Here is a 13261-nt window from a genome sequence, read left to right on the forward strand (position 1 = left end):
CGGCAGGTGCGCACGCGCGAGTTGTTGGCTGGACGACAGTATCCCGAAGCCGCCGGCGCAGACCCGGGAAAACCACCGCGCCGACGGCGCGCGTCCTTCGGGAAGCTCATCCGTCCTGCCCGCGGCTCGAAATCTTTCCCCGTCGGGGACTTTTTCGACCCGATGCCTATGGACTGAGCGGCGGGTGGTGCCGCAAATTGAGTCTTTGAACGAGCGCGATGACTCGAATGGACCGTCCGACCGATGAGCTTGCGTACCCGACTACTGATACTCGTCATCGCGGCCATGCTGGTGCCGGCGAGCCTCGTCGGGCTGCGTTTCGTGCAGAACCGGAGCAGTGAAGTCAACGCCGCCCTGGCCAATCTGTCGGCCTCGGCCGACGACATTGCGAGCGATCTGGGTGGGAAGATTCAGGGCACCGCTCAGCTTCACTATGGTCTGGCCCGCGCGCGCGACCTCGACACGCGCGACAAGGCGGCGTGCTCGGCGTTTCTGTCGGACGTGCGCGAGGAATACCCTCAGTTCACGGGAATCCTGACCATCGATCCGGACGGCAGCCTGTTCTGCGACTCGCTGCGGACCAACCGCACCCTCGATCTGAGGGATCGCGCCTATTTCAAGCAGGCCCTGGTCTCGCGCAACGTCGTGGTTGAGCCGGTATTCGGCCGGCTGACCGGAATATCGGTGCTCCAGATCGCATATCCGGTGCGATCGGAGGCGGGCGCGCTGAAGCTGGTGCTGCTTGCCTCGTTCAACCTGCGCAAATTCGCCGAGTATCACCACAAGCGGCTGCTCGCCGAGAAGGATATTCTGCTCATCGACGGCAAGGGCACCGTTCTCGTCGCTCCCTTGGGAGCCGGCTGGACCGCGCCCGTGGGCGCGTCGATCGCGGGATCCGACCTGCTCGGCTTCGCGACGGCTCCCGATCAAAAGGCATTTCAGGAAGTGACCGATCGCGACGGCCGCACGCAGGTCTGGGCCGTCGCCCACTCACCTTCGATCCGTGATGCCGGCCTCTACATCCTGGTCGGACGGTCCAAGGACGGATTGGTCGCGGCGGCGAATCGCCGGCTCTATGAGGATATGGCGATCCTCGCGGTGGCCTTGCTGCTGCTGCTGGCCGGCGTATGGATCCTCGCGACCGTGAGCGTCGGGCGCCAGGTCGGGCGGCTCGCCAACATGGCGAAGAGACTCGGGCTCGGCGATCTCAACGCGCGAATTCCTCCTCCCCATCCGCGCGGCGAGCTGGGCGGATTGATGACCCTGCTCAACGACACTGCCGAATCGCTTGAGCAGCAACGGGCGGCCATCGCGGACCTCAACCAGAAGCTCAGCCAATCCCAGAAGATGGAGGCCATGGGTCAGCTCACCGGCGGTGTGGCGCATGACTTCAACAATCTCCTCACCGTCATTCTCGGCAATTCGGAGCACCTTGCCGACAGGCTGGCGGGGAACAAGGAGTTGCACCGGATCGCCGGCGACATCGCGACAGCTGCCGAACGCGGCTCCGACCTGACGCGGAGCCTGCTCGCCTTCGCGCGCAAGCAGCCCCTGAGGCCGCGAGACATCGACATCGGCGAAAAGATTAAGGAGGTGGAGCACTTGTTGCGCCGCCCCTTGGGCGAGCACATCGAATGCACCTTCGCGCTCGCACCGGACCTGTGGTTGATCAGCGTCGATCCCGGCCAGCTCACGACTGCGCTGCTCAATCTCGTGCTCAACGCGCGCGATGTCATGCAGTTGGGCGGCAGGCTGACCATCGAGGCGCGCAACGTCTCGCTCGGTGAATCCGACTTGGACATCAATGGCGAACCGCGACCAGGCGACTATGTCATGGTGGCCGTGATCGACACCGGCAGCGGCATGACCGCCGAGGTGGCGAGCCGGGCGTTCGAGCCGTTCTTCACCACCAAGGAGGTCGGCAAGGGGACCGGGCTCGGCCTGAGCATGGTCTACGGTTTTGTGCGGCAGTCCGGCGGGCTGGTGCAGATGCAGTCCGCACCGAGACAAGGCAGCACCGTCAGGCTGTTCTTTCCCCGCCTGGCAACACCGCCAAACGAGGACGCCTCACCCGCCGAAGGGATCGTCACGCGCGAAGGAAGCGAGACCATTCTCGTCGTCGAAGACAACGACATGGTTCGGACTTATGTCGAAAGCGAGCTGAAGACGCTCGGCTATCGCGTCATCACGGCCGCGAGCGGCCCGGCGGCGCTCGACTTGTTGCGCCAGTCCGGGGATATCGACCTGCTGTTCACCGACGTCGTGATGCCCGGCGGCATGTTCGGGCCGGAGCTTGCCCGGCAAGCAATCCAGCTGCGACCCGGGCTCAAGGTGCTCTTCACCTCCGGCTACAGCCAAAATCCGGTCTCGGCGCCCGACGCAATCGGCGATGCCCGCATCCTGACCAAGCCGTTCCGGCGGCGAGACCTCGCCGCCATGCTGCGATCTGCGCTGTCGACGCCGTCGCGGTAGTCAGGAGCGCGACGCGAGGAGAAGCGCCGCACCCAGATTGGCCACGAACAAGGCCGCGTCGATGACGAAGATCCTGAGCATCGGGCCTTTCAACACGGGCCAATAAGCGACCCCGACGCGTCCTCCGCGCAGCAGGACCGGAAGGTTGTAGGCGAACTGGCTGAAATGGCAGGCGGCAAAGAACAGGAACAGCACCAGCTGCGCTTCGACCGGCTGGAAGAAGACCGGACGGGCTGCCAGAAGGTAGAGCGACAGAAGGCCGATCGGCAGATTGATGCCGCCAAGGAATGCCACGCTGGCCGACAATGTCGGCGCGATCGGATTGGTGCGCTCTTCCCGCGGCAGGAGAATCTTCAGTGTATTGGCTTGCGCAATGCTGAACTGGATGAAGGCGCCGCCGAACCAGAGCGCGTTGAGGAGCAGCACGATATCCGAAAGACGCATGGCGGAGCCCTCCCACGGCTCGTTGGCCAGGAAAGTGGCAAAGCCCGCTCCTCATGTCAACCATGTTGACTTCAGGAATCGTCAGTTGGTGTCGGCGATCGCCTCCATCACGCCCATCCACGCAGCCGCACCTGTCGCTCCGACGCGATCGAACGCCTCGCGCAGCACCTTGCGCTCGTGGTCCGATGCGCGCTGCTCGATGCGCTGCCCCGCGGCCGTCAGGCGCAGCAGCTTCGAGCGATGCTGCTCGGGCGAGCGTTTTGAGGTCAGGAGCTTGCGCTCAAGCAACAAATTGAGCGGCCGGTTCAGGGCCTGCTTGGAAATGCCGAGGATCTCGATCAGCGAGCCGATCGCGATATCGGGCCGGCGCGCCACCACGTAGAGGATGCGATGGTGCGGGCGCGACAGTCCTTGCTTGGCGAGATATGCGTCGGCTTCGAGTGTCATGCCGCGCCAGCCGTAATACATGAGCTCCAGCGCCGCATCGAGTTCGCTCAGCTTCGCAAGTGAAGCGCGGTGAAGCCCCGCGGCTTGAGACGTCTTTGCCATTGCAGGAAGCTAACCCCTCGTCCGCAGCTCGCGCCGCAGCACCTTTCCGGTGGCGGTCATTGGAAGTGTCTCCGCGAACTCCACGAACCGTGGGTATTCGTGGGCGGCGAGTTGCACCTTGACGAACTCCTGGATCTCGCGCGCGAGTGCGTCGCTGGCGGCAAAGCCCGGGCGCAGCACGATCCAGGCCTTGATCGATTCAGTGCGGATCGGATCGGGAATGCCGACCACCGCCGCCATCGCCACCGCCGGGTGCTTCATCAGCGTGTGCTCGATTTCGGACGGGCCGACACGATAGCCGGCGGTGGTGATGACGTCGTCCTCGCGGCTGACGTACCAGAAGTAACCGTCCTCGTCCTGCACCCCGAGATCGCCGGTGAGCAGGAACTCGCCGGCATATTTCTTCGACGTTGCCTCCGGATTGCGCCAGTATTCGAGCATCGTGCAAGGACAGGGTTGGCGCACCCCGATGATGCCGCGCTGGCCACGTGGCTGCTCCTCGCCTCTGTCATTGACGATGCGGACGTCGAAACCCGGCGTCGCCTTGCCCATCGAACCGGGGCGGATCGGAAACAGATTCGCGTTGCTGCCGATCACGAGATTGCATTCGGTCTGGCCAAACACCTCGTGCGCGTCGACGCCGAAGGTCTCGCGCACCCAGCCGAGCAGCTCGCCGCCGAGGGACTCGCCGCCGGTAAAGATGCTGCGCAGCTTGATGCCGGAATGCGTCACGCCGGCCTGCCGCATCAGCTTCAGCGCGGTCGGCGGCAGGAACACATTACGCACGCCGAGATCGGCCATCATCTGCATCGCCGCTTGCGGCTCGAACTTTCGCGCGCGGTGACCGACCAGGGGAATGCCGTGGTACCAGAACGCGAACAGGCCGTTGATGAGGCCGCCGATCCAGGCCCAGTCCGCCGGCGTCCACATCAGATCGCCGGGGCGCGGCAGGAAGTTGTGGCACATCTCGACATTGGGGAGATGTCCGAGCACGACGCGGTGGGCGTGCAGCGCGCCCTTCGGATTGCCCGTCGTGCCCGAGGTGTAGATGATCAGCGCGGGATCGTCAGCAGACGTGTCCACCAGCCTGAAGTCGGGCGATGCAGCCTTGACCGAATTCCAGAACGATGTCGTACCCGCCGGCGTTCGTTCGCCAACGATGTAGACCTTCTTCAGCTCCGGCAGACGGTCGCGAATCTTCGAAAGCTTCTCCCAGCCACCCTCGTCGGTGACGATCGCCCTCGCTTGCGAGTTCGACAGGCGGAATTCCAGCGCGTCTTCGCCGAACAATGCGAACAGCGGAATGGAGATCATCGCCGAACGGAACGCGGCCATGTGCGCGATCGGCAGCTCCAGCGACTGCGACAGGAACACCGCGACGCGGTCGCCGCGGACAAGGCCATCCGCCCTCAGCACATTGGCGAAGCGGCGCGACATCTCCGCGACATCGTCGAAGGATGTGCGCGTGATGGCGCCGTTCTCATCGAGATAGACCAGCGCCAGCCGGCCGGTGCCGTCGGCGTGGCGATCGCAGCAGGCCTCCGCCAGGTTGAAGCGCGCCGGGATCTCCCAGCGGAAATTGCCGTAGAGTTCGTCATAGGTGCTGGCTTCGGTGAGCATGGTCGTTTCCCGGCAGCGTCGTCTGACCGGACTTGTCCCGGCCATCCACGTTCTTGTTTGACCTGAGTTTAAGGGCGCGGATGCCCGGGACAAGTCCGGGCCTGACGGAGAATGCGTCTCAGCGCACCGTCCGGAAGAACTTTCTGACCTCGCCGACATACAGCTCCGGCTGCTCGAATGCGGCGAAATGGCCGCCCTTCTCCATCTCGCTCCAATGCGTGATGTTGCGGAAGTTCGGCTCCATCCAGCGCCGCACCGGCGTGATGATCTCCCTGGGAAAGACAGCCACGCCCGTCGGCACCTTGACGACCGGCGTGGTCCGGCGCTTGCCAAAGCTTTCCCAATAGAGCCGCGCCGACGAGGTCGCGGTCTCCGTCGCCCAGTAGAGCATGACGTTGTCGAGCAGCTCGTCCTTGGTGAAGATGTTCTCGGGATGACCGTTGCAATCGGTCCAGGCCCAGAATTTTTCCAGAATCCAGGCCGCCTGCCCGCTCGCCGAATCCGTCAAGCCGTAGCCGAGTGTCTGCGGCCGCGTCGATTGCTGCTTCGAATAGCCGGAGTCGAGGTCGACGTAATGCTGGAGGCCGGCGAGCGCGCGCTTCTCTTCCGGCGTCGGTTCGCCCTCGACTTTCGGCGCGGCGTTGAAGGCGAGCGTGATGTGGATGCCGGCGCAATGCTCGGCGTCCTGCATGCCAAGCGAGGTCGTCACTGCCGAGCCCCAGTCGCCGCCCTGCGCGCCGTACCTGATATAGCCGAGCCGGTCCATCAGCTGGGCCCAGGTCGCGGCGATACGATCGACGCCCCAGCCGGTGGTCTTGGGTTTGCCGGAAAAGCCAAAGCCCGGCAGCGACGGGCAGACAACGTGGAAGGCATCGGCAGGATTGCCGCCATGCGCGACAGGATCGACCAAGGGCGCGATCACCTTCTGGAATTCGACGATCGAGCCGGGCCAGCCATGGGTGATGATCAGCGGCAGTGCCGACGGCTCCTTCGAGCGCGCATGCAGGAAGTGGATGTCGAGCCCGTCGATCTCGGTGGTGAACTGCTCGAAGCAGTTGAGTTTCGCTTCGCGCGCGCGCCAGTCGTAGCCATCAGCCCAATAGGTGCAGATTTCCTGGATCCATGCCAGCGGCGCGCCCTGGCTCCAATCATCGACCAGCTCCGCCTCCGGCCAGCGCGTGCGGGCGAGGCGCGACTTGAGGTCGGTGAGGACGTCGTCGCTGATGGCGATGCGGAACGGCTTGATGGCGGTCATGGGAGAGGCCCTGCTCATCGGAGGTTCTCGTCATGGCCGGGCTCGTCCCGGCCATCCACGTTCTTTCTCTCCATTTTGAAGAACGTGGATGCCCGGCACAAGGCCGGGCGTGACCAGGATGATAGTCTGTCAGCTCCTGGCAAACCTTCGGCGCGGCCGCCTAGCCCGTCAGAGCAGCCTTCACCAAACCAGAGGCCTTGCCGAAATCCATCTGGCCGGCGTACTTGGTCTTCAACACGGCGATCACCTTGCCCATGTCCTTCATGCCGGCGGCGCCGGTCTCGGCGATCGCGTCCGAGATCACCTTCTTGACGTCGTCATCCGACATCTGCTTCGGCAAGTACGCGGAGATCACCGCGATCTCGTCGCGCTCCTGCGCGGCGAGTTCGGCACGGCCGCCCTTCTCGTAGAGCTCAACCGATTCCTGGCGCTGCTTGATCATCTTCTGAAACACGCCGAGCAAGTCCGCGTCCGAGAGCGGCGGCTTGCCGTTGCCGCGCGCCTCGATGTCGGCGTTCTTGATGGTCGAGTTGACCATGCGCAGCGTGGACAGCTTGCGCTCTTCCTTGGCCTTCATGGCCTCCTTGACCGCATTGTTGATGTCGTCGCGCAGCATGATCGTGATCCCCTAGACTATCCGACGCCTGATCTAGGCCGTTCGCAGCCCGGAGACAACCGGGGTTCCCAGCCATTCGACCAGCGCCCGCACCGTCGCCGCAGGCTGCTCCGGTTGCGGCAGGTGTCCGCAATTCTCCAGAACGACGAGCCTTGCGCCGGCAATGCCCTCCGCCATCTCCTTCGAGAATGCGTTGGGAATCGTGTTGTCCTGATCGCCCGTCAGCACCAATGTCGGGCATTTGATCGTCGCAAGCGTCGGCCGTGAATCCACCCGCGCGATGATCGCGGTCTGCTGCCGCAGATAGCCTTCGACGCCGACGTCATCGCCCTGCTCGTGTACGAGCTGGCGAATGCCTGCATCGTCGCGGCGCGACGGATGCACCAGTTCGGGAAACATCTCCTCGCGCGCGGCACGCAGCTCCCCGCGCCGGGCCAGCTCCATCAGGCCGCGGCGGCGTGCGGTCGCCTCCTCCGTGTCGGGCCGCGCCTGAGTGTTGATCAGCGCGAGCCTGGCCACCCGCTCGGGCGCCTGGCGCATGATCTCGAGGGCGATGTAGCCGCCCATGGAATGGCCGGCGAGCGCGAAGCGCGGCGGCGCCTCGCTCAGCACCCGCCGGGCGATCGCCGCCATGCTGTCATCGCGAATATGGTTGGCGACCATCACCGGGCCGAACTGCCACAGCGACGGGATCACCGGTGCATAGATCCGGGCCGAGGAGGCTAATCCCGGAACCAGCAGAATCGGCGTCGTCTGGTCCATTATTGCCTCCCGAGCCCCGGAATTTGCCGGAAATTATGCTGCGGAGCTTAGGGGCCCAAGCCGACCTGTCAAATATGCAAAAACGCATGTGAATCGGCGCATCTCCGCTTTGACGGCAGCGCCCGCGGGGACTATGAACCGGGCTCATGACACAACATGATAACGATCACGCTTGGCCGGACCACAAACCGACCGCGCTGTTGGTGCTTGCCGACGGCACGGTGCTCGAAGGCTTTGGCCTCGGCGCCGAAGGCCAAGCCGTCGGCGAGGTCTGCTTCAACACCGCGATGACCGGCTATGAGGAGATCCTCACCGATCCCTCTTATGCCGGCCAGCTCATCACCTTCACCTTCCCGCATATCGGCAATGTCGGCACTAACGACGACGACATCGAGACGGTGAACATGGCCGCGACGCCCGGCGCGCGCGGCGTGATCCTGCGCACCGCGATCACCGATCCCTCGAACTATCGCGCCACCAAGCACCTCGACCAGTGGCTGAAGGCGCGCGGCATCATCGGCCTCTCCGGCATCGACACCCGCGCGCTGACCGCGCTGATCCGCAACAAGGGCATGCCCAACGCCGTAATCGCGCACGCCAGGGACGGCGAGTTCGACCTGCACGGCTTGAAGGAAGAAGCGCGCGAATGGCCCGGCCTCGAGGGCATGGACCTGGTGCCAATGGTCACCTCAGGCCAGCGCTTCACCTGGGACGAGACGCCCTGGCTCTGGGACAAGGGCTTTGGCCGCCAGGACAAGCCTGAGTTCAACGTGGTCGCCATCGATTACGGCATCAAGCGCAACATTCTGCGCCTGCTCGCCGGCGTCGGCTGCAAGGTAACGGTGGTGCCGGCAACGACGTCGTCCGAGGATATCCTGGCGATGAAGCCGGATGGCGTGTTCCTGTCGAACGGTCCCGGCGATCCGGCCGCGACCGGCAAATATGCCGTGCCCGTGATCCAGGACGTGATCAAGTCGGGCACGCCGACATTCGGAATTTGCCTTGGCCATCAGATGCTCGGCCTCGCCGTCGGCGCCAAGACCAAGAAGATGCACCAGGGCCATCACGGCGCCAATCATCCCGTGAAGGACGAGACCACCGGCAAGGTCGAGATCACCTCGATGAACCACGGCTTTGCCGTCGACGAGAGCACCCTGCCGACGGGCGCGACGCAGACCCACATCTCGCTGTTCGACGGCTCCAATTGCGGCATCCAGCTCGACGGCAAGCCGGTGTTCTCGGTGCAGTACCACCCCGAGGCCTCACCGGGTCCGCGCGACTCGCACTATCTGTTCCAGCGCTTTGCCGATCTGATGCGGCAGAACAAGAGCGTGTAGGGCGCGCGCTCTCCTGCAACTGCTTTGACGACATCGAGCCCGGGCCTTCGCCCGGGCTCTTGTCGTTCCGGGCGCAGCGCAGCGCGAATCCGGAATGACAGCGGAACGAGGAACGCCGCTTAACTCCCTTCGTTGATCACTGCTACGCTCACGCAGGAGCCTCTTATGTCTGTCGTCCGCGACAATGCCGAGCCGCTCGCCATCGTATTTGAGGATGACGGGCTCGTGCCCAACAATATCCTCCCCTTCCTGGTCTACCAGGCCGCGGTGAAGCTCGATTCCAGACAGCCGGAAGAGACGATCGAACGCTTGTTCGAAGCGAACGGCTGGGGCGGCACGTGGCGCAATGGCGTGTTCGATTATCTGCATTATCACGCAACGGTGCACGAGGTGCTCGGCGTTGCGCGTGGCAGCGCGCGCGTCCGCTTCGGCGGCGACCACGGCCAGGAGCTGGAGATCAAGGCCGGCGACGTCGCGATCCTGCCCGCCGGCACAGGTCACCAACGCATCAAGGCCAGCGCGGATTTCTGCGTGATCGGCGCCTATCCGCCGGGCGCGAAGATGGAGGTCACCCGCGCAACACCGGAGAACCACGCCAAGGCGCTGAAGACGATTCCAAACGTCGCGCGGCCGCCGGCCGATCCGGTGACGGGCAAGAACGGGGCGTTGATGCGGTTGTGGCGGTAGCTACAAAGACGGTGCAGTAGGGTGGGCAAAGCGAAGCTTGCCCACCAAACAGTTTGAACTGCGGAGAGATAGTGGGCACGGCGCGCGAAGAGCGCGCCTTTGGCCACCCTACGACAGTGTGCCCCTACGCCTCGTTCGCGCCTTCCTGTCTTGTGGCTTCGAACAGGAACCAGGTGCGGCGCTCGGTCTCGTCGATGAAGTTCTCGAGGATGCTGGCGCTGGCGACGTCGCCGGCGTCGTCGCAGACCTCGTGCGCCTTGCGCATTGCGGCGGCGACATGCTTGTTGTCCTGCATCAGCTCGCGCAGCATCTCGCGCGGCGGGACATAGTCTTCGTTGTTGTCCTTGATGGTCTGGAGCTTGGCGATCTGCCCGATCGATTTCAGCGTGGTGCCGCCGATCTTGCGGACGCGCTCGGCGAGCTGGTCGGTGGTGGCGAAGATCTGGTCGGACTGCTCGTCGAGCAGCAGATGATAGTCGCGGAAATGCCGGCCGCTGATGTGCCAGTGGAAATTCTTGGTCTTCAGATACAGCGCGAACGCGTCGGCCAGAAGCACGTTGAGTGCCTCCGAAACCTTGTTGACCGCCTGGGACGACAGATCGGTGGGCGTGTCGAGGTCGGGCGAGACCTTTTGTGGAGCTTTGCTCACGGGAAACCTTCCTGTTAGGACGCAGACATTGACGGCGCGCCGCCGCACCCCTAACGCAGGCGGGCAGCGCCGGTTCCTGCAACGGAACCGTTTGGCCGGGGCCCTCGACGACCATGGACGATTGGATCGATTATTACGACTCGACGCACACGATCTATGTCAGCAAGCTGCATCGCGACTTGCACTTCCAGATCATCGCGCGGGACATCATCGGCTACATCTCTTCGCCCGAGGCGACCGTGCTCGACTATGCCTGCGGCGAGGCGCTGTCGGCGAGCCAGGTCGCGGCGGCCTGCGGCAAGCTGATCCTCGCCGAGCCTGCGCCCGGCGTACGCGGCCGGTTGATCGCGCGGTTTGCCCCGAACACGAAAATCCGCGTCCGCTCGCTCGACGACGTCCGCAAGATGCAGGAGCAGTCGATCGATCTCGTCGTGATGAACTCGGTCGCGCAATACATGACGCCGGACGAGCTCGACGCCGCGCTCCTCAACTTCTCCCGTATCCTGAAGCCCTCGGGCAAGCTCGTGCTGGGCGATATCCTCCAGCCCAATGTCGGCATGTTCAGGGACGTTACGGCGCTGCTCAGCTTCGGCCTGCGTCACGGCTTTTTGAAAGATGCACTGATCGGGCTGATCAGCACCGCACTGTCGGATTACCGTCAGCTGCGAACGCGCATCGGGTTACAGCGCTACAGTGAGGAGGAGATCACCGCCACGCTCAAGGGAGTCGGCTTCGCGGTCCAGCGTGCTCACCGCAATATCGGCCACAATAGCTGGCGCATGACGTTCGTCGCGCGGCCGCCGCTGGTCCGTTGAGCTTGGTGGATCCGTTAAGCATAACGTCTGCCTGAGGTGGCTTGTCGCACCCCGATCGGTAATGATCGCCGCGGCCCGGTGGCGGAAGTGTCTACGCGAGGGCGATGCATCGCTCTTTATCCTGGTTCAAATCCAGGCCGGGTCTCCACGCTTCGCCCCTCACGGGGCTACGCGTGGCGCAGCCACGCGAGGCCCGAAGGGGGCTAAGCGTGTCCGGCGTAGCTGGAGCGAAGGGCAAGCGTAGAGGGACTGGCCGCCCAATCCTCAATCAGCCTCAACCACTTCACATTCCGACACAAGCCGCAGCCGGTCGGCATCTTTTGCCGCGGAGGTGATGACAGCATCGAGCAGGCCCGGAAAGCGTGCGTCCAGATCGTCGCGGCGCAGGCGCACGAAGCGGTTGGTGCCGGCGACGCGGGTCTGCATCAGGCCGCATTCGCGCAGCTTGGCGAAGTGATAGGCAAGATTCGACTTGCCGCTGAGCCCGTTGAAATCGCCACAGCACAGCTCGCCGCTGACACGTTCCTGCTGCGCGAGCTGGTACACGATCGCCAATCTGATCGGATCGCTCAGGCAATCCAGAACCATCGGCAGTTCGATCTGCTCGCGGGTGGGGTGGGGTGGGGTGCGGCTCATCGTCCGAAGAGCATAGCGAAATGACCTGGATGTTCAATAGTTCTTGAACCAATTGACTCCTGACCCGGTCCCATCAATAGTTCAATAAACGTTGAACATAGGGATTTCTCCGATGAGCGTATTCTGGTTGGCCTTGGGAGCCTTTGCGATCGGCACGGAAGGCTTTGTCATTGCTGGGCTTTTGCCGTCGATCGCCACGGACCTGGCGATTTCCGTCCCCGCCGCCGGGCAGTTGGTCACAGCCTACGCCCTCACCTATGCGGTCGGCTCGCCGATCTTGGCGGTGACACTGAACAATATCGACCGCCGCACCGTGCTGGCCTTGGCGCTATCGACCTTCATCGCCGGAAACCTCGCGGCGATGGTGGCGTCGAATTACGCCCTGCTGCTGGCCTCGCGCATGCTGATGGCGCTGGGCTCCGGGCTGTGCATGCCGACCGCGCTGGCCGTATCCGTGGCCGTCGCCGCGCCGGAGCGACGCGGCCGCGCGGTGGCGCTGGTTACCTCGGGCCTCACGGTTGCGACCGTCATCGGCGTTCCCCTCGGCAATCTCGTCGGCAGCCTGCTCGGCTGGCGCGCGACCTTTGCCATGGTCGCCCTGATCGGTGCCGTTGCGCTCGCCGGCCTCCTGCTCGGTCTGCCCCGCGGCCTGCCACGCAACACGGCCTCGCTCAGCGATCGGCTGGCAGTGGCGCGTCACCGCAATGTCCTGACGGCGCTTCTGATCACGATTTTATGGGCGCTCGGTGGCTTCACCGTCTTCACCTATTTCGCGGTCCCGCTGCGCGGCCTTGGATTCGATGCGTCGCAGATCAGCCTCGCGCTGCTGGTGTTCGGCGGCGCCGCCGCGATCGGGAACATGTTCGGTGGCGTCCTGGCCGACCGGCTCGGCACGCTCGCCACAGCAGGTCTCGGACTTGCCGGCATGGCCAGCGCGCTGATCCTGCATTCGCTGGTCCTGAAGCTGATGCCGGAACAGGCGCATTACGCGGTGCTAGGTGCGATCTTCCTCTGGGGCATCTCGGGATGGGCGTTCTACCCGGCCCAGGTCGCCAGCATCATCCGGATCGAGCCACAGGCCTCGATGATCGCGCTCTCGCTCAACGCCTCGGCCATGTATCTCGGCTTTGCGATCGGCGGTGCCTTGGGCGGCGCCGTGCTTGCGGCGTGGAGCCCCGCCGATCTCGGCTGGGTCGGCGGATTAAGCGTTTCGGCGGCTCTTCTGGTCCATCTCGCCCGCGGTTGGCAGGCCCGGCCAAAACCGGTCAAAATTGCCGGTTGATGGGCGTTTTTCGGGGTTTCGCCGCCCGGAAAACTGGTCTAAGACCCACCCCGCGCGCGAGGGGGGACCACCGCGCTCTCGGCCAAAGGGACGCGCAGCAGGCGCGCCCTTTTTTTGTGCCCAAATTCCACTTCGGC

The 13261-nt window shown here is 64.3% G+C and carries 13 protein-coding genes; 5 read left to right on the plus strand and 8 right to left on the minus strand.

What is annotated here, in order from left to right:
* The first annotated feature begins 243 nt into the window (after positions 1 to 243).
* The gene (locus tag IVB36_RS24795; protein ID WP_247296177.1) at positions 244 to 2472 is read left to right on the plus strand and encodes an ATP-binding protein; all 2229 of its coding nucleotides are present in this window, start codon (positions 244 to 246) and stop codon (positions 2470 to 2472) included.
* Here IVB36_RS24795 and IVB36_RS24800 read toward each other — a convergent pair whose 3' ends face one another.
* From IVB36_RS24800 to IVB36_RS24825, 6 genes are all read right to left on the minus strand, one after another.
* A complete protein-coding gene (locus tag IVB36_RS24800; RefSeq protein WP_018453601.1) occupies positions 2473 to 2916 on the minus strand; it encodes a hypothetical protein in 444 nt (147 codons plus the stop codon).
* Positions 2917 to 2997: 81 nt separating this feature from the next.
* Positions 2998 to 3465: a MarR family transcriptional regulator gene (locus tag IVB36_RS24805; protein WP_018453600.1), complete on the minus strand. Its 468-nt coding sequence runs from the start codon at positions 3463 to 3465 to the stop codon at positions 2998 to 3000.
* Positions 3466 to 3474: 9 nt separating this feature from the next.
* Entirely contained in the window at positions 3475 to 5085 is a 1611-nt protein-coding gene (locus IVB36_RS24810; protein WP_204512330.1) for an acyl-CoA synthetase, read from the minus strand.
* Between the two features lie 118 nt (positions 5086 to 5203).
* Entirely contained in the window at positions 5204 to 6340 is a 1137-nt protein-coding gene (locus IVB36_RS24815; RefSeq protein WP_247296249.1) for an epoxide hydrolase family protein, read from the minus strand.
* A 160-nt stretch (positions 6341 to 6500) separates the two neighbouring features.
* Complete coding sequence (locus IVB36_RS24820; RefSeq protein WP_018453597.1) at positions 6501 to 6956, minus strand: GatB/YqeY domain-containing protein; 456 nt, start codon at positions 6954 to 6956, stop codon at positions 6501 to 6503.
* Between the two features lie 33 nt (positions 6957 to 6989).
* The gene (locus tag IVB36_RS24825) at positions 6990 to 7718 is read right to left on the minus strand and encodes an alpha/beta hydrolase (RefSeq protein WP_204512331.1); all 729 of its coding nucleotides are present in this window, start codon (positions 7716 to 7718) and stop codon (positions 6990 to 6992) included.
* A gap of 146 nt (positions 7719 to 7864) precedes the next feature.
* On the opposite strand from IVB36_RS24825, the gene carA reads away from it, so the two are divergent.
* Together carA and IVB36_RS24835 are read left to right on the plus strand one after the other, a co-directional pair.
* A complete protein-coding gene (carA, locus tag IVB36_RS24830) occupies positions 7865 to 9055 on the plus strand; it encodes a glutamine-hydrolyzing carbamoyl-phosphate synthase small subunit (protein WP_026232561.1) in 1191 nt (396 codons plus the stop codon).
* 165 nt (positions 9056 to 9220) lie between these two features.
* Complete coding sequence (locus IVB36_RS24835) at positions 9221 to 9742, plus strand: hypothetical protein (protein WP_247360997.1); 522 nt, start codon at positions 9221 to 9223, stop codon at positions 9740 to 9742.
* Positions 9743 to 9866: 124 nt separating this feature from the next.
* Here the strand turns inward: IVB36_RS24835 and IVB36_RS24840 are convergent, their stop codons facing one another.
* On the minus strand, positions 9867 to 10391 hold the full coding sequence (locus tag IVB36_RS24840) for a DNA starvation/stationary phase protection protein (RefSeq protein WP_007596666.1): 525 nt from the start codon (positions 10389 to 10391) through the stop codon (positions 9867 to 9869).
* 113 nt (positions 10392 to 10504) lie between these two features.
* Here IVB36_RS24840 and IVB36_RS24845 point away from each other — a divergent pair, with 113 nt between their 5' ends.
* A complete protein-coding gene (locus IVB36_RS24845) occupies positions 10505 to 11206 on the plus strand; it encodes a class I SAM-dependent methyltransferase (protein ID WP_247296182.1) in 702 nt (233 codons plus the stop codon).
* 264 nt (positions 11207 to 11470) lie between these two features.
* Here IVB36_RS24845 and IVB36_RS24850 read toward each other — a convergent pair whose 3' ends face one another.
* Complete coding sequence (locus IVB36_RS24850; RefSeq protein WP_247296184.1) at positions 11471 to 11842, minus strand: helix-turn-helix transcriptional regulator; 372 nt, start codon at positions 11840 to 11842, stop codon at positions 11471 to 11473.
* A gap of 112 nt (positions 11843 to 11954) precedes the next feature.
* On the opposite strand from IVB36_RS24850, the gene IVB36_RS24855 reads away from it, so the two are divergent.
* Positions 11955 to 13124 (plus strand): MFS transporter, encoded by a 1170-nt coding sequence (locus IVB36_RS24855; RefSeq protein WP_247296186.1) that lies wholly within the window; start codon positions 11955 to 11957, stop codon positions 13122 to 13124.
* The last annotated feature ends 137 nt before the right edge of the window (positions 13125 to 13261 follow it).

This window comes from Bradyrhizobium sp. 35 (assembly GCF_023073215.1).
GTDB lineage: Bacteria > Pseudomonadota > Alphaproteobacteria > Rhizobiales > Xanthobacteraceae > Bradyrhizobium > Bradyrhizobium canariense_D.